Annotated in this window: 24 protein-coding genes and 1 pseudogene; 17 read left to right on the top strand and 8 right to left on the bottom strand. The window is 28.8% G+C overall.

Features of this window, described 5'->3' with window-relative positions; genetic code table 11:
• Positions 1-36: 36 nt before the first annotated feature.
• From L8X24_RS04810 to nadD, 3 genes are read right to left on the bottom strand one after another with little or no spacing between them, the layout of a single operon-like run.
• The gene (locus tag L8X24_RS04810; RefSeq protein WP_263663840.1) at positions 37-2412 is read right to left on the bottom strand and encodes a tetratricopeptide repeat protein; all 2376 of its coding nucleotides are present in this window, start codon (positions 2410-2412) and stop codon (positions 37-39) included.
• Positions 2413-2421: 9 nt separating this feature from the next.
• Complete coding sequence (gene rsfS / locus L8X24_RS04805) at positions 2422-2751, bottom strand: ribosome silencing factor (RefSeq protein ID WP_012661160.1); 330 nt, start codon at positions 2749-2751, stop codon at positions 2422-2424.
• Positions 2752-2764: 13 nt separating this feature from the next.
• Positions 2765-3310: a nicotinate (nicotinamide) nucleotide adenylyltransferase gene (gene nadD / locus L8X24_RS04800; protein ID WP_263663839.1), complete on the bottom strand. Its 546-nt coding sequence runs from the start codon at positions 3308-3310 to the stop codon at positions 2765-2767.
• 59 nt (positions 3311-3369) lie between these two features.
• On the opposite strand from nadD, the gene gap reads away from it, so the two are divergent.
• The 10 genes and pseudogenes from gap to L8X24_RS07980 all read left to right on the top strand — a co-directional run bounded on the left by gap (position 3370) and on the right by L8X24_RS07980 (position 12501).
• Positions 3370-4365, top strand: coding sequence for a type I glyceraldehyde-3-phosphate dehydrogenase (gene gap, locus L8X24_RS04795; RefSeq protein ID WP_039628046.1), 996 nt, complete (start codon positions 3370-3372; stop codon positions 4363-4365).
• A gap of 1 nt (position 4366) precedes the next feature.
• Positions 4367-5569, top strand: a complete 1203-nt coding sequence (locus L8X24_RS04790; RefSeq protein ID WP_263663838.1) for a phosphoglycerate kinase — start codon at positions 4367-4369, stop codon at positions 5567-5569.
• The gene (locus L8X24_RS04785; protein WP_263663837.1) at positions 5566-6246 is read left to right on the top strand and encodes a triose-phosphate isomerase; all 681 of its coding nucleotides are present in this window, start codon (positions 5566-5568) and stop codon (positions 6244-6246) included. Before L8X24_RS04790 ends, L8X24_RS04785 begins: the two co-directional genes overlap by 4 nt.
• 3 nt (positions 6247-6249) lie before the next feature.
• On the top strand, positions 6250-7884 hold the full coding sequence (locus L8X24_RS04780) for a hydrogenase small subunit (RefSeq protein WP_263663836.1): 1635 nt from the start codon (positions 6250-6252) through the stop codon (positions 7882-7884).
• A 126-nt stretch (positions 7885-8010) separates the two neighbouring features.
• Positions 8011-8556 (top strand): ATP-binding protein, encoded by a 546-nt coding sequence (locus tag L8X24_RS04775; protein ID WP_263663835.1) that lies wholly within the window; start codon positions 8011-8013, stop codon positions 8554-8556.
• Positions 8557-8569: 13 nt separating this feature from the next.
• A complete protein-coding gene (locus tag L8X24_RS04770) occupies positions 8570-9262 on the top strand; it encodes a dUTP diphosphatase (RefSeq protein ID WP_240390174.1) in 693 nt (230 codons plus the stop codon).
• Positions 9259-9969 carry an EI24 domain-containing protein gene (locus tag L8X24_RS04765; RefSeq protein WP_263663834.1) on the top strand — a complete coding sequence of 237 codons (711 nt, stop codon included), beginning with the start codon at positions 9259-9261 and terminating at the stop codon, positions 9967-9969. The genes L8X24_RS04770 and L8X24_RS04765 overlap by 4 nt, the downstream gene beginning before the upstream one ends.
• Positions 9962-10369, top strand: a complete 408-nt coding sequence (locus L8X24_RS04760; protein ID WP_263663833.1) for a pyridoxamine 5'-phosphate oxidase family protein — start codon at positions 9962-9964, stop codon at positions 10367-10369. Before L8X24_RS04765 ends, L8X24_RS04760 begins: the two co-directional genes overlap by 8 nt.
• Before the next feature lie 134 nt (positions 10370-10503).
• A pseudogene (locus tag L8X24_RS07985) lies at positions 10504-11154 on the top strand (cache domain-containing protein); the annotation flags it as partial.
• 231 nt (positions 11155-11385) lie between these two features.
• Positions 11386-12501: a methyl-accepting chemotaxis protein gene (locus L8X24_RS07980; RefSeq protein WP_412175328.1), complete on the top strand. Its 1116-nt coding sequence runs from the start codon at positions 11386-11388 to the stop codon at positions 12499-12501.
• A gap of 30 nt (positions 12502-12531) precedes the next feature.
• Here L8X24_RS07980 and fldA read toward each other — a convergent pair whose 3' ends face one another.
• From fldA to L8X24_RS04730, 5 genes are all read right to left on the bottom strand, one after another.
• Entirely contained in the window at positions 12532-13023 is a 492-nt protein-coding gene (fldA, locus tag L8X24_RS04750; RefSeq protein WP_240388293.1) for a flavodoxin FldA, read from the bottom strand.
• Entirely contained in the window at positions 13024-13716 is a 693-nt protein-coding gene (locus L8X24_RS04745; RefSeq protein WP_263663831.1) for a hypothetical protein, read from the bottom strand.
• Positions 13717-13719: 3 nt separating this feature from the next.
• Positions 13720-14037, bottom strand: coding sequence for a DUF2325 domain-containing protein (locus L8X24_RS04740; RefSeq protein ID WP_012661148.1), 318 nt, complete (start codon positions 14035-14037; stop codon positions 13720-13722).
• Positions 14038-14124: 87 nt separating this feature from the next.
• Entirely contained in the window at positions 14125-15258 is a 1134-nt protein-coding gene (gene truD, locus L8X24_RS04735; RefSeq protein ID WP_263663853.1) for a tRNA pseudouridine(13) synthase TruD, read from the bottom strand.
• On the bottom strand, positions 15227-16048 hold the full coding sequence (locus L8X24_RS04730) for a thiamine-phosphate kinase (protein WP_263663830.1): 822 nt from the start codon (positions 16046-16048) through the stop codon (positions 15227-15229). The genes truD and L8X24_RS04730 overlap by 32 nt, the downstream gene beginning before the upstream one ends.
• A 97-nt stretch (positions 16049-16145) precedes the next feature.
• Here L8X24_RS04730 and L8X24_RS04725 point away from each other — a divergent pair, with 97 nt between their 5' ends.
• Genes L8X24_RS04725 through L8X24_RS04695 form a run of 7 tightly spaced genes read left to right on the top strand, consistent with a single transcriptional unit; the run spans position 16146 to position 20263 of the window.
• The gene (locus L8X24_RS04725; protein WP_257396275.1) at positions 16146-16784 is read left to right on the top strand and encodes a DUF5644 domain-containing protein; all 639 of its coding nucleotides are present in this window, start codon (positions 16146-16148) and stop codon (positions 16782-16784) included.
• Positions 16785-16794: 10 nt separating this feature from the next.
• Positions 16795-17499, top strand: a complete 705-nt coding sequence (locus tag L8X24_RS04720; protein WP_263663829.1) for a hypothetical protein — start codon at positions 16795-16797, stop codon at positions 17497-17499.
• The gene (locus L8X24_RS04715) at positions 17483-17878 is read left to right on the top strand and encodes a hypothetical protein (protein WP_263663828.1); all 396 of its coding nucleotides are present in this window, start codon (positions 17483-17485) and stop codon (positions 17876-17878) included. The genes L8X24_RS04720 and L8X24_RS04715 overlap by 17 nt, the downstream gene beginning before the upstream one ends.
• The gene (locus L8X24_RS04710; protein WP_263663827.1) at positions 17871-18527 is read left to right on the top strand and encodes an RsmD family RNA methyltransferase; all 657 of its coding nucleotides are present in this window, start codon (positions 17871-17873) and stop codon (positions 18525-18527) included. Before L8X24_RS04715 ends, L8X24_RS04710 begins: the two co-directional genes overlap by 8 nt.
• A gap of 57 nt (positions 18528-18584) precedes the next feature.
• Positions 18585-19631, top strand: coding sequence for a flagellar basal body P-ring protein FlgI (locus L8X24_RS04705; protein ID WP_039617681.1), 1047 nt, complete (start codon positions 18585-18587; stop codon positions 19629-19631).
• The gene (locus tag L8X24_RS04700) at positions 19631-19996 is read left to right on the top strand and encodes a rod-binding protein (protein WP_039617679.1); all 366 of its coding nucleotides are present in this window, start codon (positions 19631-19633) and stop codon (positions 19994-19996) included. The genes L8X24_RS04705 and L8X24_RS04700 overlap by 1 nt, the downstream gene beginning before the upstream one ends.
• Before the next feature lie 60 nt (positions 19997-20056).
• Positions 20057-20263 carry a hypothetical protein gene (locus L8X24_RS04695; RefSeq protein WP_012661139.1) on the top strand — a complete coding sequence of 69 codons (207 nt, stop codon included), beginning with the start codon at positions 20057-20059 and terminating at the stop codon, positions 20261-20263.
• Positions 20264-20276: the final 13 nt, after the last annotated feature.

Here is a 20276-nt window from a genome sequence, read left to right as displayed (position 1 = left end):
TTTTCAAATCTGCACAAATAATAAATCACACAAAGCTTAATTCCAAATTTGCCACCATTTTTTATTTTGCTGTTTTAATTTTTGCATTAAAATATTTTGATTTTTTAATGCAAATTCATTTTCTTCATCAAGCTTTAATAATTCTTTAGTACACTCTAAAGCTTGCTCGTATTCTTTTAGCTCTTCTAAACACTGAATTTTTCCCACCAAAGCATCAGTATTTTCTTTTGTTATCTTTAAGCAATCTTCATAACATTGCAATGCATCGTGAAAATCACCTAAATTTCTTAAACACTCTGCCTTATAATAATGTGTCCAATTTTGACTTTCATCTAAATTTAAAGCCATATTAAGATATTTTATAGCTTCTTTAAAATCTTGCGAATACACTTTAACTGCACCCATAAAATGATAACACTCATATGATTTTGGTTCAAGCTCACTTGCTTTTTTTGCTGCTTTGAAGCTTTCATCATATTTTCCTAAAAAGCTTAAAATTTGTGCTTTTTCTATCCAATACTCCCCAATATCATCAATTATTTTTAAGCATTCATTGATATCTTTTAAAGCTTCATTATATTTTTCAAGATTTCTTTTACATTTTGCTCTATGAAAATATGATTCATCATCTTCTTCATTACTTAAAATCACACTATCGTAACATTTTATAGCTTCTTCAAACATATAAAGATCTTCATAACAAAGCCCCTTATAATACTTTGCTCCATTATGGTTTTTATCAATTTTTAAAGCCTTATTTAAATCTTCTATAGCTTCTTCTTCTAAGCTTAAATTATATTTAGCAATTCCTCGCCAAAAATAAAGTTTAAAATTATTTTTATCCACCTTATACGCTGCATTACAATAAGCTATTAATTCTTCATAAGATTCAAGTTCTTTTGCACAATATGCTCTTTCAAGTAATACATCTTTTAAATCAATATAATCTTTATATGTTTTTATAAGCTCATTGTATTCATCCATAGCTTCTTGAAATCTTTCAAGCTTGCTTTTGATCCAAGCTCTTTGAGAAAGAGAATTAACATAATCTTGAGTATTATTTTGCTTTTTATAGTATTTAACAGCTAATTCGCTATCTTCTAAAGCTTCCTCGTATTTTTCAAGATCAGATTTTAAATAAGCCCTATTAAAAAACACATCAGGATATTCTTTTTGATATTTCAAAGCTTTTTCATAACTTATCAAAGCTTCATCATATTTGTCTATTTCATATAAACTATTACCCAAATGATAAAAACCATAAGGAACTGCGTGTTCAAGTTCTGCTAATTCTGATGGAGTAAAATCATGCTTTCTTGCTCTTTCTTGATAATATTTAGCTGCTAAATCAAAATCTTCTATAGCCTCTTCAATCATTTTTAGGTTAATTTTAGTGTTGCCTCTATTAATATATGCTTGAGCGTATTCTTCATAAAGCTCAATTGTTTTATCATAATACCTCAAAGCTTGTTCATAATCTTTTAAATCATACAAAACTCTAGCTAATGCAAAACATGGATATTGTAAATTTTCATCTAAATCGATTGATTTTTTAAAAGCATCTATTGATAATTCTATCTTTTCTAAGTCTTTATAAATATGTCCCAAAATCAAATATGCCATTGCATTTTCATTGTCTAGCCCAATAGATTTTAAACAATCTTGCAAAGCTCCTTCTAAATCATCAACTTTACGTTTATTATTAGCCCTTTTATAATACGCATCAGCAAAACTCTCATCTTGCTCAATCGTCTTAGTAAAAAATTCTATAGCTTTTTGATAATCTTCCAAATTCTCACAAGCTACACCTTGATAATAAAAAATCTGCGAGGATTCAAATCCTAAATCTTGAGACTTTTTAAAATCAATCAAAGCTTGTTTTGGATCAACACTAAGCAAAGTAATAGCTCTAGTATAATAAGCCATATAATATTCTGGAGCCAAATCAATACAAGTTTGCAAATCTTTTAAAGCTTTTGTGTGCTCATCTAAAAGTATATAAACTCTAGCCCTATTAAAATATGCTAAATAATATGCATTATCTAGCGCTATAGTTTTATTAAAAGCCAAAAGTGCTTCTTGTAATAAATCTAATTTAAAATTACATAGACCCAAAAGATTAAATAAAAATACATTACTAGGATCAAATTCTACAGCTATGGTTGCATCTTTAAGTGCTTCTTGAAATTTCAAACAATTAAATCTACAAAGCGCTCTATTATGGTAAGCTTCTAAAAGCAAACGATGTTTGTCTTCATCATCTATAAAAATCATTTTACCATCTTGAGCAAGCGTAACCTCGCCTTTGCAAAAAGCTATAAGTTCACTTAAAACCTCATCGCATTTTTCAAATTCTGAATTTTCAAAATATTCTTTAGCTAAATCTGATAATTCAGTGATTAGATTATCCAAATCTTAATCCTAGTTTTGATTTTCTTTATTTAGACTTTTTAAAAATTCTTCTATATTATATTTTGCTCTATAAGTTTCACTCATTAAATGAATTAAAATATCACCTAAATCAAGCACAGTCCATTCTTCGCTACTTTCTATATTTAAAAACTCTTCACCCTTACTTTTAAGATTGGTTTTTAAATCATCAATCAAAGAAAGCGCATGTCTTTCCCCCATAGTAGTAGCAATCACTACAAATTTAACAAAATAATCTTTATCTTGCATATCAAAAGTTTCTATTAAATCTGCTTTTTTATCATCTAAAATCTGTACTATATTATTAATTCTTTCTTGCATTATTTTCCTTTTGTTAAATATTTTTAAATTTAGAATAATAAAGCTTAACTTCTTCTTTGATTTGCTCACAAACTTGCGATGTTTGCAAGGTTTCTCTTATAAAAGAAGAAGAGATATTTACTTTAGTATCTAAAGTTTTAAAATGTTTTGGTATAAAAATACTATCTCTTTTGGCTACAACAAATTCTACCAAATTTTGCAATCTTTCAAATTCATGCCATTTTTCAAGACTTCGTAAATGATCAGCTCCCAAAATAAGATAAAATTTAGAAATTTCATATTGCTTATGCAAAAAATCAACACTTTCTATACTAGGTACGGGTCTTTGTTTTTTTATTTCAAAATCACAAATTTCAACTTTTTCCAAACCTCCCCAAATCATCTCACACCATTTTAAGCGTCTTTGCTCATTTGCTGTAAATTCTTGCTTAAAGGGGCTAATAAAAGTTGGCATAATAATGAGTTTATCAAGCTCTAAATTTGCTAGTGCATTAAAGACTATAGCATTATGCCCTAAATGGGGTGGATCAAAACTGCCACCAAAAAGTGCGATTTTCATTAAAATTTAACCTTTTTTTAGTAGAATTTTACCTACTTAATCATAAAAAGGAAATGAAAATGGCTGTAAAAGTTGCAATAAATGGTTTTGGACGCATTGGAAGATGTGTTGCAAGAATTATTATGAAGCGCGATGATATCGAACTTGTAGCGATTAATGATACTACTGATATAGAGCTTACTAAATATCTTTTTAAATATGACACTGTTCATGGGGTATACGATGGTAGTGTTGAAAATGATGGTGATGATTTAATAATTGATAATAAAAAAATAAAAGTTTTAAAAAGCAGAAATGTAGCGGATTTAGACTTTGCAAAATATGGTGCACAAATTGTTTTAGAGTGTACTGGCGCACACTTAACTATGGAAAAATGTCAAGGATTTTTAGATCATGGGGTGCAAAAAGTTATCATGAGTGCACCTGCAAAAGATAAAACTCCAACTTATGTTTTAGGAGTAAATGCTCACGAATATAAAGGCGAAAACATCATCTCAAATGCAAGTTGCACCACTAACTGCCTAGGACCAATTTGTAGAGTTTTGCAAGATAATTTTGGCATAGAAAAAGGTTTAATGACTACTATACATGCCTACACAAACGGACAAAGCATTATTGATGCAAAAGCAAGAGATAAAAGAAGATCACGTGCTGCTGCGCAAAATATCATTCCTACATCAACTGGTGCAGCAAAAGCTATGAAACTTGTTATGCCTGAGCTTGATGGAAAATTACACGGTCAAAGTATGCGTGTACCTGTAGCTGATGTATCAACTGTGGATTTAACTGCAACTTTAAAGAAAAAAGTAAGTAAAGAAGAAATCAATGAAGCCTTTAGAAAAGCAGCTGCTAGCAATTTAAAAGGTATATTATTGGTTGATGATGAAGAAAGAGTTTCAAGTGATTTTATAACTTGCTCTTATGGTGCGATTGTAGCAAGTGATTTAACTCAAGTTATTTGTGATGATTTTGTTAAAGTGGTTGCTTGGTATGATAATGAATGGGGATATTCTTCTCGTTTAGTAGATATGGCAGTATTTGTAGCAAAGGCTTAAGATGAGTAGTATTTTATCGATTAAAGATATTGATCTTGCAAAGAAAAAAGTGTTTATTAGATGTGATTTTAATGTTCCTCAAGATGAGTTTTTAAATATCACTGATGATCGTCGTATTCGCTCGGCTATCCCTACTATAAGATATTGTTTAGACAATGGCTGTGCAGTTATTTTAGCTTCACATTTAGGGCGTCCAAAAGAAATAGCTTCAAAATACTCTTTAGAGCCAGTTGCAAAAAGACTTGCGCGTTTAATGTCTAAAGAAGTCATTATGGCTAAAGATGTTATAGGTGAAGATGCAAAGAAAAAAGCTAGCGAATTAAAATCAAGTGAAATTTTGCTTTTAGAAAATTTACGCTTTGAAAAGGGTGAAACCAAGAATGATGAAAACTTAGCCAAAGAACTTGCTTCTATGGCTGATGTTTATATTAATGATGCTTTTGGGGTTTGCCATAGAGCTCATGCTAGCGTTGAAGCTATTACAAAATACTTTGATAATGCAAATAAGGGTGCAGGATTTTTACTCCAAAAAGAAATCGAATTTGCAAGCAATCTCATCAAACACCCTGCACGACCTTTTGTGGCAGTAGTAGGTGGTTCTAAAGTAAGTGGGAAATTGCAAGCTTTAACTAACTTACTTCCAAAAGTAGATAAGCTCATCATAGGTGGTGGTATGGCCTTTACTTTCTTAAAAGCTCAAGGTTATGATATAGGAAATTCTCTCTTAGAAGAAGATTTAATTGAAGAAGCAAATAAAATCTTGCTCAAAGGTAAAAATCTAGGGGTGAAAATTTATCTTCCTGTGGATGTTACAGCAGCACAAACTTGCTCTCAAGAAGCGGTGATGAAATACACTCCTGTGCAAGAAATTCCTGCGGGTTGGATGGGGCTTGATATAGGTCCTGCTAGTGTAAGGTTGTTTAAAGAAGCACTTTCTGATGCTCAAACTATATGGTGGAATGGACCTATGGGGGTTTTTGAAATCGATAAATTCTCAAAAGGTAGCATTAAAATGAGTCATTATATTAGCGAATCTCATGCAACAACTGTAATAGGTGGTGGCGATACTGCTGATGTCGTAGCAAGAGCAGGTGATGCTGATGAGATGACTTTCATTTCAACCGGTGGTGGAGCATCATTAGAGCTTATAGAAGGAAAAGAACTTCCTGGTGTAAAACCTTTGACTATAAAGGATAATGAATGATTTTTGCAGCAAATTTAAAGTGTAATCATACAAGATCAAGCTTTGAACTTTACGCTCAAAAATTAAACCAAAACTTAAACAAAGAAGATGAAATTTTCATCTTCCCTCCTAGCATAGCTTTCTTAAAAGACAATTTTTCATTTCAACAAGGCGCGCAAAATTTCTACCCTTGCGAAAATGGAGCATATACTGGGGAAATAGGTAAAATTCACTTAGAAGAATTTAATATCAAAAGCGTTTTAATAGGCCATTCTGAAAGAAGAGCTTTAAAGGAAGATGAAAGCTTTTTAAAGGCTAAATTTGACTTTGCAAAAAATCTTGATTTTAATATCATTTATTGCATAGGCGAAAGCTTAGAAACTAAAAAAGCTAACAAAAGCTTGGATTTTTTAAAAAAACAAATTGAAAATATTGATCTATCTTATAAAAAACTTATCATAGCTTATGAGCCTATTTATTCTATAGGTACAGGAGTTAGTGCTAATCTTGATGATATCAACACTATACTTAATTTCTTAAGAGAATTTACTAATGCTAAGCTTTTATATGGCGGAAGTGTTAATCAAAGCAATATTAAAGAAATTTGCGCTTTAAAAAATTGCGATGGAGTATTGATAGGTTCAGCTGCATTAAATGCAAATGATTTTTTAAATATGATACAAATAGCTAAAGGTTAAAAAATGTCTTTGGACAATGAAGAATTAAAAAGCATATTAGAGCATAAAATCACTCTATTAGAAAACTCTCGCAAAGAAGAAAAAAATATCTCATTAGAGGCCGTAAATTCTATCATTAAAATTTTAGGCTTACCAAATGAATTTAGCCCTTTGGCGCATAGATATTTTCAACTTCACACCCCACCTAGTCTCATATGGCTTCATTTAAGTGAATGCACAGGGTGTAGCGAGAGCTTACTTAGAACTTCATTGCCAGATTTTTTGGATTTAATTTTTGATTTTATTTCCTTAGAGTATCATGAAACCTTTATGAGTGCTAGCGGACATCAAGCAGAATCACATTTAGAGGAAGTTTTAGAAAAAAAAGATTTTCTTTTAGCTGTTGAAGGTGGAGTTTGTGCTATAGATCCTTTTTATCTAACCATAGGAGCACATGGTGAAAATGGATATGAAATTTTACAAAAATGTGCTAAAAATGCTAAAACAATCTTTGCTATGGGAACTTGCTCAAGCTATGGAGGAATTCAAGCTGCATATCCAAATCCTACCAAAAGCATAGGAATTTCTAAAGTCTTAGAAGAAAAAGTAATCAATATACCAGGTTGTCCCCCAAGTGATGTAAATATCATCGCAGCACTTTGTTTTTATATATTATTTGAGCAAGATATGGCTTTAGATGAGCAAAATAGACCTTTAGCCTTTTATGGTAAATGCTTGCATGATTTATGCGAAAGAAAAGCTAAATTTGAAGCAGGAAATTTTGCTCAAAGTTTTGATGATGAAAATATAAAACAAGGTTATTGTCTTTTTAAAGTAGGTTGCAAAGGACCTTATGCTTATAATAATTGTCCTAAGGTTAAATTTAACTCCAAAACCTCTTGGCCGGTAGCTGCAGGACATGGATGCATTGCTTGTAGTGAAGAAAATTTTTGGGATGATTTTGGTTTTTATGAAAAACCTATGAGTAATGAATTTGCTTATAATGATTTTTCTATTTTATTAGATGATAAAATAGTCCATAATAGTTCCATCAATGAGCTTAATTCAAATAATATTTTACTAGATTTAGAAAGTGACACTAGTGGGATTTTTTATCAAAATGATACAAAGATTAATTTTTTAGATTTTAGTTTTGAAGCTAATCCTAAAGTTTTCTTAAATAATTTTGCAAAAACCAAAATGGCTATGACTTTAGTGCAAAATTACCAAGAGCAATTTAAAACATATTATGATTTTATACAAGAAAATTATGGTGATGAAAGTAAAACTAGCAATAATATCTTAGACTTATTTTATTTTATATATCCATTTATTAGTGGAAAAAAATTAAACCATTTAGATGAGTTTTTAGATCTTGCTTTAGCTTATAAGTTTAAACATCCTAGCAAATTTGATTTTAAAATCACAATTAATGAACAAGCAAAACTTGATGTTTCTAAATCAATGCGCATGCCTTTAATTTATATTCTAGGCGGCTTAGATAAAGAAGGTATTGCTTTTGGATTGATTTTTTCTTTAAAAGAACATTTAAAACAAGCTCTAAAAGCATGCAAAAAGACACATAACAAAGAGCAAATTTTAATATGTGCAAAAAACGAAAAATTATTAAAATTATTTTGGGATTTAACGAGCATTTAAAGACTTAATGCTAAAATATTTATCTCCCTAAATATTTGAAATTTGCAAAGTGCAAAACTTTGCAAATTTATTCAAGATTTGGTTATTTTGACGATATAACCTTATCTTTACTTGAAAGGAAAAGCTATGCAAATTTCTAGCTACAATTCTCAAAATTTTTCTATGGATATTAAAACAAAAAATGGCAACCATCTTTCTTTTTCTATGTATGATAAAAAAGAAGCAAAATTAGATAAAGATGGAAATTCAGCATCTTTGAGTTTAAGAAATCAATTTGGTTTTTCATTTTCATATAGTGGAACTAAACTTTCACAAGAAGAAATTGAAGAAATAAAAGAAGCAGTAGCCAAAGTACAACCTCAAATCGATGAGTTTATGAAAAACTCAAGAGTTGGAACCTTAAAACCAAAAGAGCTCATTACCACTGCAATGAAAATTGGCGATGCCTTACCTGAACCAAAAAATGAAGAACATAAAAAGGCTACTTTACATGAGTTATTTAACACCATGGATAAGAGTTTAAACAAAGAAATGAATAAAACTGATCTTGAAGATATTAAAAAACAAATTTTCCAAGATAGCACTAAATTACTAGAAGAAATTTGGGAACAATATAACAAACAAAAAGAACAAAAAGAAGAAGACGATAAAGAATTTGGATTTTATGCTTAAAAAAGGAAATAACATGGAAGTAAAAGATATTTTAAAAAGCATGCTAGAACTCCAGCAAAAACTAAATGATGATACCAATGGTATAGGATGGGAAAATGGCTATACCAAAGAAGGCAAATTGATTAGTTTTAGAAGATGTATTTATATGGAGTGTGCTGAGCTTATTGATTCTTTTGCTTGGAAACATTGGAAAAGCATACACACTCCTGCAAACTGGGACAATGTGCGCATTGAAATAGTGGATATATGGCATTTTATTTTAAGTTTGATTTTAGAAGAATACAAAGAAAAACAAATAGATGATAAAAATTTCATAGCAGAGGAAGTTTCTTCTGTAACTTTTTTTGATGACTTTTGCAAAGAAACTTCTAATCCAAATGAAGCAGATATCTATGGAATTTTAAATGATATTGAGCTTATTATCCACAAATGCAGTGGTTTTGATTATGATTTAGGTGAACTTTTGAGTGCATATTTTGTTTTAGCGAGAAAATGTGGTTTAAATTTCTTTGAGCTTTATAAAACCTATATTGGAAAAAATATATTAAATCAATTCAGACAAGAAAACGGCTACAAAGAAGGCACTTATAAAAAAACTTGGAATGGCACAGAAGATAACGAAGTTTTAAATCAAATTTTAAAAGAAACACTAGATTATAAAGAAATCTATCAAAAACTTCAAGATGCTTATAAGCAAATTAAATGAATATACTATACCTAAGCTTGCAAGATTTTCTTAGCAAGCCTTTTTTAAAATTCTCAACTTTGCCTTTTTTAATCAGCTTGGTTATTTTTGCCCTGCTAGTGTATTATAGTTATGATGTATTTTTTTCTTATATTGAAGATGTAGTCAGTGGCTCTTTTATGGCTTGGTTTTTTAGTTTTTCTATAGTGCAATTTTCACTTGCATTTTTAAGTGCTATAGGAGGATTTTTTATAGTAGTATTTGCCTCTGTATTTTTTACTATGTTTATAATTTCCTTTTTAACTCCTTATATAGTCAAAAAAATCAACCAAAAATACTACAACTATTCTATGCAAAAAGAAGTAAATTCTTTAGAAATTTTACTTAAAACATTCAAATTTTTACTCATCTCATGCGTATTATTTGTAGTAGCTACTTTCTTGTTAATTATACCTTTTGTTAGCATTGTGATTTATTATGGAGTATTTTATTATTTATTTCACAAACTTTTATTACTAGATGTATTAAGCAATGTCTTAGATAAAAACAATTTTGATGATTTTTATAAAAATTCATCACCATTATATTTTAAAATTATCACCTTAGTCTTTTTTGCTTTATCAAGCATACCTTTACTTGGTTTATTTTTACAAGTATTTTATATAATCTTCTTAACCCACTTAAGTTATCAAAAAATTTTAAAACTTAAAGCCAATAACAATGGATGAAAGAATTAAAAAATTTATCCATTCACAAAAACTTTTAAATTTAAGTATGCTTGATGAGGATGGTGGAGTATATTGCGCAAGCTGTTATTATGCTTTTGATGATAAAAATTTAGCTTTAATTTTTGCTAGCGAAGAACATACTAAACATATTCAACTTGCCTATAAATCCCCTAAAGTAGCAGTTAATATAGCGCTAGATACAGATATTATTAATCTTATTAAAGGAGTGCAAATCAAAGCTCTTTTTCAAAAAGCCACCAAAGAGCAAGAAAGAATATACTATAAAAAATTTCCCTTTGCAAAACTTGCACAAGCTTGTATTTTCGCTTTAAATATACAATGGGCAAAATACACTGATAATAAAATTTTACTTTCCAAAAAATTAGAATTTTCTCTTTAAAATACTTTTAAAATATATTGTATTTTTAATAAAACCTAATATTATTTATAAATTTTTAAATATTTTTTTAATAAAATCATATAATTTACCATAGTAGTAAAACTTTAAATTTTTAACTTTTCAAGGAGAAAAAAATGTTCTCATCTACCAAAAAATATTTACTAGGTAATTTTTCCAACAAAATTGCCTTTTTGGTTTGTATTTTTGTTATAGTTTTATTATGTGTTTTAGGTGTTTTTAATTATATTAAATCAAAATCTAATAGCCATACTTTGTTAGTTCAATTTCAACAAAAAGTTGCTTTTGATGTAAGCAAAAGATTTGATTTATATGCAAGTGATAGACGTAATATAATTAATTCTTTAACAAAATATATCAAAGAAAATAAACATAATATAAATTCAAAACAATACACTAGCTTGTTAAAATCCATAGGAGATTCTTTAGGTTTTGACTTAACTTATGTAGGATTTGAAGATGGCTCTATGTTTAGATCAAATGGTAACAACCAAACTCCAGAAAGTGGATATGATCCTAGAACTAGAGGATGGTATAAAGAAGCCAAAGAAAAAAAAGAGTTAATTGTCACAGAACCATACATATCTTCTAGCATGAAAAAACCTACTATTTCTTATGCCAATCCTATTATAGAAAATGGTGAAGTTATAGGTGTAGTTGCGGCTGATTATGATTTAAAAAAATTCTCAGAAGAAGTTTTAGCTATAGGTAAAACTTCTTATTCGCATGCTGCTGTTTTAGCTCATGATGGAACCTATCTTTTTCACACTGATCCTTCTAAAATTTTAACCTCAACCAATACAAGTAAAGATATTGTTGCATATTATCTTAAAACACCAGAAGGTACAAATAGAAGTCTTTCAAAAGATATTTTTAAAATTCAAACAAAAGAAAATGAAACTAGAGCTTTAATTTGTAATGGTGGAATTAATCCAAAATATGTTATCTGTTCTATAGCTGATTATGATTTTTACAATGATGCAGCTAAACAAACACTAATGGAACAAATTATTATTTCCTTGATTGCTATTTTTTTCACTTTGATTTTTATTAGAATGATTATTTCTTACAATCTTAAACCAATTGCAATCATTTCATCAGGATTACATAATTTCTTTAATTATTTAAATCACAAAGATTCTCACTCTCATCCTATTAAGCTTAAAACTCAAGATGAATTTGGAAAAATGGCAGAAGAAATTAATGAAAACATTGAGATCATTAAAGAAGCTCTAAACAAAGATGCAAAAGCCATTGAAGAATCTGTCAATATTGCTAAAAAAATAGAAACAGGTGAGCTTGATTTGCATATTAGCTCTCATGCTAACAACCCTCAAATTCAAGAATTAATGAAAGTGTTAAATAGTATGCTTACAACTTTACAAAGAAAAATTGGCAGTAATTTAAACGAAATTTTAGCTGTATTTGATAGCTATAAACGCTTAGATTTCACAGCAACTATTAATGCACCAAAAGGCGATATTGAAAAGGCTATAAATTCTCTTGGAGATGAGATAAAGAACATGCTTACACAATCACTTTACCAAGGAGAATTACTCAACCAAAAGGCCGAAGCACTCAAACAAAGCATGCAAGAACTTACAAATGACGCTACACATCAAACCTCATCACTGCAAGAAAGTGCAAGAGCTTTAGAGCAAATGAACTCGGCTATGAGTGAAATTTCCATTAAAACACAAGATGTAGTAAAACAAAGCAATGATATCAAAAATGTAACTACAGTAATTTCAGATATTGCAGATCAAATTAACCTACTTGCATTAAATGCAGCTATTGAAGCAGCACGTGCTGGTGAACATGGACGTGGCTTTGCTGTTGTTGCTGATGAAGTTAGAAATCTAGCAGAAAGAACTCAAAAGTCTTTAGGTGAGATTGAAGCTAATACTAATATCTTAGCCCGGTCAATAAATGATATGGGTGAAGCCATAAAAGAAGAAGCAGATGATATTAGTCAAATCAATGAATCAGTAGCTACTATAGAAAAACTCACACAACAAAACTCTCAAACAGCTATGCAGACTAATACTATTGCAAATGAAGTAGATTCTTTAGCACAAGATATGCTAAGTGAAACTAAAAAAAGAAAATTTTAAACATAAAGATGCCTTTTAGGCATCTAATTTTTAAGAAAAAGAAGGTTTAATTTGCTCTAACCAAGCATCAATTCTACTTTCTGTTAAATCCTCATGATTATCATTATCTAATGCTAGTCCTACAAACTTATCACCTTCTACGGCTTCACTTGATTCAAAAGTATAACCACCCGTAGAAACAGCACCTACCAAATTTGCACCCGCTGCTTTTAAAGCTTGAGCAAGTTTTCCCATAGCACTGCAATATGTATCTGAATAGCTTTCACTATCTCCCATACCAAAAACAGCAACAGTTTTACCGCTAAGATTTAAAGCTGAAAAATCAAAACCATCCCAATCATCTTGAAAATCACCACTTCCCCAAGTAGAAGTTCCGCAAATTAATTTATCATAAGAATTAATTTTCTCTGCATCAATATCTGCGATATTTAATACATCTGAAATTCCTAATTTTTGAGCGATCATGTTTGCCGCACCTTCGGTATTACCCATTGAACTACCATAAATTACTGCTATTGACATTTAACATCTCCTTAAAATTTGATTATTAATAGTATAGGGAACTAATTTTAGCAAAGTTTTATTATTTTCGCATAAAAAATGTCTTATTTCTTCATGTTGAGTGAAATTTTTATTTCTTGGATACACAATATAAAATCTTTCAAAAGAATTTTCTTTTATAAATTGCAAAGCAAGCTCTATATCTTTATCACTATCTTTACAAAATAAAGGCATGACTGCCATTTTTTCATTAATAATAATGATATTTTTATAAATCTTTACTTTGGATTTGGTATTGCTTTTGCAAATTTTATCATATACAAAAGCCTCAAAAGCAACTTGTAAAGGCAAAGTAAAACTAGGCGATAAGAACACATTTTGTATTAATTTAGCTAAAGTATATTTTGGCATCTTTGCTTCAAGTTGTATTTGATTTAAATTTCCTTCTTTATAAGCTTTGATGATTTTATGAGAATATGGACAAAATTGTTTTATTTTGCTAAATCTCAAAGTCCTTTCTATGCTCATATTTTGAATTTTTAACTCAAAAATATTTCTTAAACAGTCAGCTTTTTTTGCATAGATATAAGGTATTTTTAGATCATCTTCAACTAAAGAATTATATAAATTTAAAAAAATATGATTAATACTTTTTTGCTCTAAATCTCTAAATATTTTAGGTATAAAATCCTCTTTTTCATTAAATCCAAACATACACTAAGCCTTCTTTGCGCACTCATAGGTTTGATCAAGTCCAAAAACCTTACAATATTCACAATACACGCAACTTACACTGCGTTTAGCACAAACTAAAGGTATATTGCGTTTTTTTGCCTCTGTTTTGATTTTTTTCATAGTATTATGATTTAAAAAACTAGTAAGCATAACTATACATTCAGTATTTTGTGGAATGGGTTTTCTATTTACCCTATTTTCATTTCTAGCATCCCAATGCTCTATGCTTTTTGCACCTAGGTTTGTCAAAACTGCTTTTATTGGGGTTATTTCATCCGCTCCGATAACCAAAACTGACATTGAGTTTTCCTTTTTATAAAAATGATAATTGTTATTATAATTTATAAAAGATAAATTTTTACTGATACTCAATATCAATTTTTTAAATTATATATTATGAGTTTGTTCAAAGATATCTGTGTGTAAAATTTCTTCTAAAATCACTGTGGCATACGAGCCTTTTTGCAAGAAAAACTCCAAAGTAAAATGAGCTTTTTCTTCATCATAATAACTTTTGCAATCTTGCAAATAAGACCACATAAAGCGCCTTGAACCTTGCATTTTATTTTTAAACTCATATGCAAAAGAAAAAATCTCATCTTCTAATTTTTTAGCTAAACCTTCGTTTGCTTCATAAGCTTTAGAGCCTATTAAAAGACCCATCGCGCTAATATCTTTTTGATTAAATCTTTCTACTTCACTTGATAAATCTTCACATATAAAACATTTACCAAAAGGATAATGTCCTAAAACTTCACCCTTTAAAAGTTTAAAAAACTGCTTTTGATTTTTTAAACTTTTGATTTCTTCTTTTTCTAAACCATAAATTTGTTTTATTTCTTTTTCACTAAATTCATTAATAAAATGTGATAATTCCACCCTTTTGCTCAAATATCTATTAAAAAGCTCGCTTTGAAAAGCAGAAATTAAAAATTCTTGCATTTTTTTATTTTTGATTTTTTTGCCTTTTAAAATTTCTAGTCCTTGTGAAAAATTATCTTGAAATTTGCCAAAACGCTGATATCCAAAATAATTAGCAAAACCTTGTTCTTGGATATTTTTAAAAGCTTGTTCTATTTTTAAAGCATCTACTTTTGAAACTTTTTTTAATCTTATAAAAAATGAATTTCCTTTTAAATGCCCTATTCTAAGTTTATTATCATGATAAAAACTTTCTAAAATTTTCATCTTATCATGTTTAAATTTTTTTAGACTCTCTTCAAATTTTTTAGGCATAGAAATATATTGAAAAGTTAAGCCTTGTTTATCTTTTAAACCACTATAACCAAAATCTCTCATTTTAACACCGCTTTGCTCACTTAAAATTCTCAAAGCCTCGCTAGTGCTTAGATCTTTTTTTTGTATATGTAAAATTAAATGTTCACCTTTACCACTAAATTCATACAAAGGCTTTTCTCTTACTACAAAATCATTACTATTTTTTGAAAAATACACATTTATCGGGCTGTGTTTTAAAGTATATAAGGGCTTAAAAATGATGTTCTCTTCCATAAAATTTATACCTTCCTGTTGTTGTTTTTGCAAAAATATTTAGTTTAATTCTATGCTTTTTTGCCATATTTTGTATAAATGCTTTATGTTTTTTATCAAAAGCAAATAAAATTTCATATTCTTCTGCACTATTTAAGCTAAATTTATCTAATTTTTTTAAAAATTTTGCATTAAGTTGATTTTGAAACAATATTCTTGATAAGTCTTTATTTAAACCATCTGAAATATCCATACTTACTCTAACTTTTTTTGCTATATCATAAAAAAATTTTTGTCTCAAATTAGGTTTTATAAAACGATGTTTAGAATGCAATTTTCCACCGCGAAATAATATATTTAAACCTTTTAAACTCTCACCTAATTTCCCACTAAAAGCAAGCAAATCTCCTTTTTTCAAACCTTTTCTAAAAATAGCCCTTTTATTTACCTTAGAAATAATAGTTATACTAATATTGATTTTATTATCCGCTATGGTATCTCCGCCTATAATTTGTACTCCAAATTCTTTTGCACTATCTAGCAAGCCTTTTTGCAAGGCTTTAACTTGTTTCATATCTAAACATTTTGGCAAAGAAAGTCCCAAAAGAGCGTATTTTGGTGTAGCATTCATAGCAATTGCATCAGAAATATTAACAAGCATAGCCTTTGCTCCAATTTGTTCTAAACTCATCCAAGAGCGCTTAAAATGCACGTCTTCACAAAATAAATCTTTAGAATAACAATATCCATCGATTATTGCCCCATCGTCTCCATTGATAGAATTAGCAAAGGCGTTGACAATAAATTTTTCTTTATCCATGTGAATATTTTATACAAAAAGCTTTTAATTTTATATAATAATCAAATTTTTATAAGTTTAAAATGTATATAATGAAAAATAATACCAAGGATAAAATATGCAAATAACTTTAAGAATTTTTCGTTTTGATAAAGATAGTGATTATTTAGCTTATTATAAACCTTATGTTTATGATAGTAAAAATTTTAAAAGTGTTTATGATGTTTTAAGTCAAATTAAAAAAGATGACATATATTTTGATTTTGAAGAAAATCCAGAAAGTTGCATTAAAGTCAATCAAGTTACAATCAGACAAAGAAGAGATTTAAATAATATCATAGAAAGATTTGGCAAAGAACTTACCATAGAACCACTTGATACCAAAAGAGCAACCAAAGATTTAATCATGGATAAAAGTGATTTTTTAGAAAAGCTCGAACTTTTTAAAGGACTTATTGATATACACGATATAGAACTTTATAAACAATATGATTTTTTATATTATACAAGTGAAGTTAGGGAATTTTTACCTGAATATCTTGGCGATAGCTTTTTTGTATTTGCTTATAAAATGCTACTTAAATACCCAGAAAAAGCACCTCAATTTTTAAAATTAGTCGCAGATGAAGAAAAAGGAATTTATTATCACACAAAATTTAAAAATTTTATTTCTTCAAATGAGCTTGATTATGAATCTTATATTAAAGAATTAAAAGTTATGCTTGTAAAATCAGGCCTTGCAAGAAGTATTTTTTAAGGAATGAGTAATGTACAAAATCTACACCAATAGCAATAATGATTTATTTTGTTATTTTGATATTATCAAAGATGCTTTAGATAAAGTTGGAGTTCAAAGCACATTATGCGAAAAGCCTTTGGGTAAAAATTATTTTATTATTGATTATGATCCAAAAGATATCTTAGATGAATATTCTAGAATGATGGATGAGGATAATATTTTAGCTTGTGAATGTAGCTCTTATGAAATTATGAGTAAAATTGAAAAAATCCAATATGCTCCAAAGATTTTTTTAGATCATCTTAAACAAGAACACATTAAGCATTTTTTTGAACAATTTAATATAGGTGTATATCAGGGATTTTCGGATGCAAGCTGCTCTTTAGAACTTGCCAAAGTGCTTAAAGCAAATGTAATAGATTTTGAAAGAAAATACAAAAGTTGTGGCTATAGTTTTTTAAATTTAAACACCCAATTAGCATACAAATGTGCAGCTTCTGTCGTATTAGATGCTTATGATAATGGTTGTGATTTTTTAGTAGTTGAGGATTTTTATTCTTTTTATATGTTTGATAAATGTTATAAAGAATTACAAGTTATTTCAAATAGAAATTTTGAAGATTTTTATATTTTAACTTTTGCAGAGCTTGCAAATTTAGCTCTAGGTATAGTACCATACACTTTAAAAAAACACAAATTAAAAGTGAGTTTAGTCAATGAAAATCGCTCTTGAATGTAAGGATTTAATTTTAGAAAAAACTTTAGAAATCGCTTTGAGGGATTTTTTAGTTTTAAAAAAAGATTGTGATTTTTTAGTCTGTGATGAAAAAGTTAACACGCAAAAACCACAATTTATCATCAATAAAAAATCAAATTTTTTATCTCATCCTTTTAATATAGAGGAATTACTTAATGCTTTAAATGATTTCAATGCAAGTTTACAAAGTATTGCTTATAAAATAGCCATGCGTGAAAAAAAACTTATGAATCAAAAATGTGAAGCCATTTTAGAGCAATTACGTCAAGAAAGTCATGAAAAAATCGATGCAATATTTGATCTTTACAAAACAGAGTTAAAAAATCTTATCAAAGAAGAAAATAATAATGCATAAAATACAAGAATATCAAAGCGTAAAAGATTTTTTAAAAAATTACAAAGAAGATAAAAAAACAAACTCAAAAAAACAAACTCAAAAAATTTACACCACCATAGAAAGTGGAATCTATAAAGGTAAAAAAATTTTACTTCCTAGTCTAGATACCACAAGAAGCACCAAAAGCATAGTAAAATCTTGTGTTTTTAATGTTTTGCGTTTTTCTTTACAAGATAAGGTTTTCATAGAGGCCTTTGGAGGAAGTGCTTTAATGGCATTAGAGGCAAGAAGTAATGGCTGCTTAAAAAGTTATGCTATAGAAAAAGATAAAAAAGCTTATGAAATTGCTTTAAAAAATGCTTCCAATATTGATCAAAATACCATTTGCTTTAATGATGATACTTTTAAAAAAACCCCTCAAATTATTCAAAATTCCAAAGAAGATATTATTTTATATCTTGATCCACCCTTTGATATTAGAGAAGGTTTTTTTGATATTTACGAAAAAACTTTAAAGTTGATAGAAAATATAAAAAATTCAAATGTTAAAATCATCATCATAGAACATCACAGTACTTTTAAAACTCCAGCTAAAATACAAAATTACGAAAAAACAAAAGAAAAAAAATTCGGTTCAACCACTCTAAGTTTTTACTCCTTTATATAAATTTGGAACCTTTTTTGCTTTAATTTATGAAAATAGCATAGATTAAAGGAAGAATCGATGAGAATATTATTTTTAAGCTTGGTGCTAAGTCTAAGCGTTTTTGCAGCTACTATTAAAGAACTTACCAATGTAGTAGGTGTTAGAGATAACCAACTTATAGGATATGGTTTGGTTGTTGGTTTAAATGGAAGCGGAGATGGTACAAGTAGCGAATTTACTCTACAATCTATTTCAAATATGCTTCAGGGTATGAATGTAAAAGTTAGCCCAGGTGATATAAAATCAAAAAATACAGCAGCAGTAATGGTTACAGCAAAACTTCCTGCTTTTGCAAGAAGTGGGGATAAGCTTGATGTAAGCGTAGCTTCTTTAGGTGATGCCAAATCTTTACAAGGTGGAACCTTACTTATGACAGCTCTAAAAGGGGTTGATGGAGAAATTTATGCAGTAGCTCAAGGCTCTTTAGCTATAGGTGGACTTAGTCCAAGACCAGGCGCAGCAGGAACACACTCAACCTCAGCAAATGTTATTAATGGTGCAGTCGTAGAAAGAGAAATTCCACAAAACTTTAGCCAAAGTGAAGATTTGATTTTAAGTTTAAAAGAAGCAGATTTTAAAACGGCTAACAATATAGAAAGAGTTTTAAATACTATTTTTGATACAGATATAGCAAAAGCTTTAGATTCTAGAACTATAAAATTAACAAAACCTGAAGAATTTTCTCATGTTGAATTTATGGCAAGAGTATTAGAACAAGATATAGCTTATACTCCAGAAAGTAAAGTGATCATCGATGAAAGAACAGGAACTATAGTAGCGGGAGTAAATATAGAAGTTGAACCTATATTAATTACTCATAAAGATATCACTATAAAAATAGATCCAAACAATACCGTAGCTTTAGGACAAAATGAAATCGATATGAAAGATGGTGGTATTTTAGATCCAGTATCTAATACTTTAAAAATCACAAACAATAAAACAACAGTAGCAAACATAGCTAGAATGCTAAATAAACTTGGAGCAGCGCCAAATGATATCATAGCTATTATGCAAAATTTAAAAAGAGCTGGTGCAATTAGTGCTGAATTAGAGGTGATATGATGAGAGTTGATAATTATTTAGCGAGCAAAAACTATAGTAGCGAACTTTATGAAAGTATTACTAAACACAACAATAGCTACAAGGCTGCTAAAAACTATGCAGATAGTGCTTTTAAAAATGATTTAACTCATATACAAGCATTAAATGATGAAGATAAAGCTTTAAAAGAACAAACTGATGCTTTTGAAGCTTTTTTAATCAAAAGTGTTTTGGATATTTCTTTAAAACAAGAAAATTCTTTATTTGGAAAAGATGCAAGTGATGAAATTTATTCATCTATGTATAATGATACTATGAGTAAAGCATTAAGCGGGGGGTTAGGTTTTTCAAAATTATTATTTGATTATTTAAAAGAAAGGGGTTAAGTTATTTTTTTAAGTGTCGATATAGTTCTTAGAGTTTTTCAATAGAACTGGAGGCTTAAAATGATAAACCCTATACATCAAAGTTATGTAGCTCAGGTTGCTACTAATGATATAAATAAAACAGAAAACAAAGAAAACAACAAGGCAAAAGAAACTCAAAAGGCAGAAGAAAGTAAAGCATCTTTAATTGCTTCTCAAATTAAAAATGGCGAGTATAAAATCAATCTACAAGCCACTTCTAAAGCAATAGCAGATTCTTTATTATAATTTTTATCCTTTT

Origin of the sequence: Campylobacter sp. CNRCH_2015_0814 (genome assembly GCF_025772765.1) — a bacterium.
Lineage (GTDB): Bacteria > Campylobacterota > Campylobacteria > Campylobacterales > Campylobacteraceae > Campylobacter_D.
Note: the sequence above shows the minus strand (reverse complement) of the source record. Positions and strands in the feature narration are given on the sequence as shown.

Coding starts and splice junctions, on each gene's coding strand:
- fldA (WP_240388293.1), bottom strand. CDS start 13,023: ATGTCAATAGCAGTAATTTATGGTAGTTCAATGGGTAATACCGAAGGT.
- L8X24_RS04775 (WP_263663835.1), top strand. CDS start 8,011: ATGCAAATTTCTAGCTACAATTCTCAAAATTTTTCTATGGATATTAAA.
- L8X24_RS04740 (WP_012661148.1), bottom strand. CDS start 14,037: ATGTCAGTTTTGGTTATCGGAGCGGATGAAATAACCCCAATAAAAGCA.
- nadD (WP_263663839.1), bottom strand. CDS start 3,310: ATGAAAATCGCACTTTTTGGTGGCAGTTTTGATCCACCCCATTTAGGG.
- L8X24_RS04730 (WP_263663830.1), bottom strand. CDS start 16,048: ATGGATAAAGAAAAATTTATTGTCAACGCCTTTGCTAATTCTATCAAT.
- L8X24_RS04725 (WP_257396275.1), top strand. CDS start 16,146: ATGCAAATAACTTTAAGAATTTTTCGTTTTGATAAAGATAGTGATTAT.
- L8X24_RS04695 (WP_012661139.1), top strand. CDS start 20,057: ATGATAAACCCTATACATCAAAGTTATGTAGCTCAGGTTGCTACTAAT.
- L8X24_RS04720 (WP_263663829.1), top strand. CDS start 16,795: ATGTACAAAATCTACACCAATAGCAATAATGATTTATTTTGTTATTTT.
- L8X24_RS04765 (WP_263663834.1), top strand. CDS start 9,259: ATGAATATACTATACCTAAGCTTGCAAGATTTTCTTAGCAAGCCTTTT.
- L8X24_RS04700 (WP_039617679.1), top strand. CDS start 19,631: ATGAGAGTTGATAATTATTTAGCGAGCAAAAACTATAGTAGCGAACTT.
- L8X24_RS04760 (WP_263663833.1), top strand. CDS start 9,962: ATGGATGAAAGAATTAAAAAATTTATCCATTCACAAAAACTTTTAAAT.
- L8X24_RS04770 (WP_240390174.1), top strand. CDS start 8,570: ATGGAAGTAAAAGATATTTTAAAAAGCATGCTAGAACTCCAGCAAAAA.
- L8X24_RS04790 (WP_263663838.1), top strand. CDS start 4,367: ATGAGTAGTATTTTATCGATTAAAGATATTGATCTTGCAAAGAAAAAA.
- L8X24_RS04745 (WP_263663831.1), bottom strand. CDS start 13,716: ATGTTTGGATTTAATGAAAAAGAGGATTTTATACCTAAAATATTTAGA.
- rsfS (WP_012661160.1), bottom strand. CDS start 2,751: ATGCAAGAAAGAATTAATAATATAGTACAGATTTTAGATGATAAAAAA.
- L8X24_RS04780 (WP_263663836.1), top strand. CDS start 6,250: ATGTCTTTGGACAATGAAGAATTAAAAAGCATATTAGAGCATAAAATC.
- L8X24_RS04715 (WP_263663828.1), top strand. CDS start 17,483: ATGAAAATCGCTCTTGAATGTAAGGATTTAATTTTAGAAAAAACTTTA.
- L8X24_RS07980 (WP_412175328.1), top strand. CDS start 11,386: ATGGAACAAATTATTATTTCCTTGATTGCTATTTTTTTCACTTTGATT.
- L8X24_RS04705 (WP_039617681.1), top strand. CDS start 18,585: ATGAGAATATTATTTTTAAGCTTGGTGCTAAGTCTAAGCGTTTTTGCA.
- L8X24_RS04710 (WP_263663827.1), top strand. CDS start 17,871: ATGCATAAAATACAAGAATATCAAAGCGTAAAAGATTTTTTAAAAAAT.
- L8X24_RS04785 (WP_263663837.1), top strand. CDS start 5,566: ATGATTTTTGCAGCAAATTTAAAGTGTAATCATACAAGATCAAGCTTT.
- gap (WP_039628046.1), top strand. CDS start 3,370: ATGGCTGTAAAAGTTGCAATAAATGGTTTTGGACGCATTGGAAGATGT.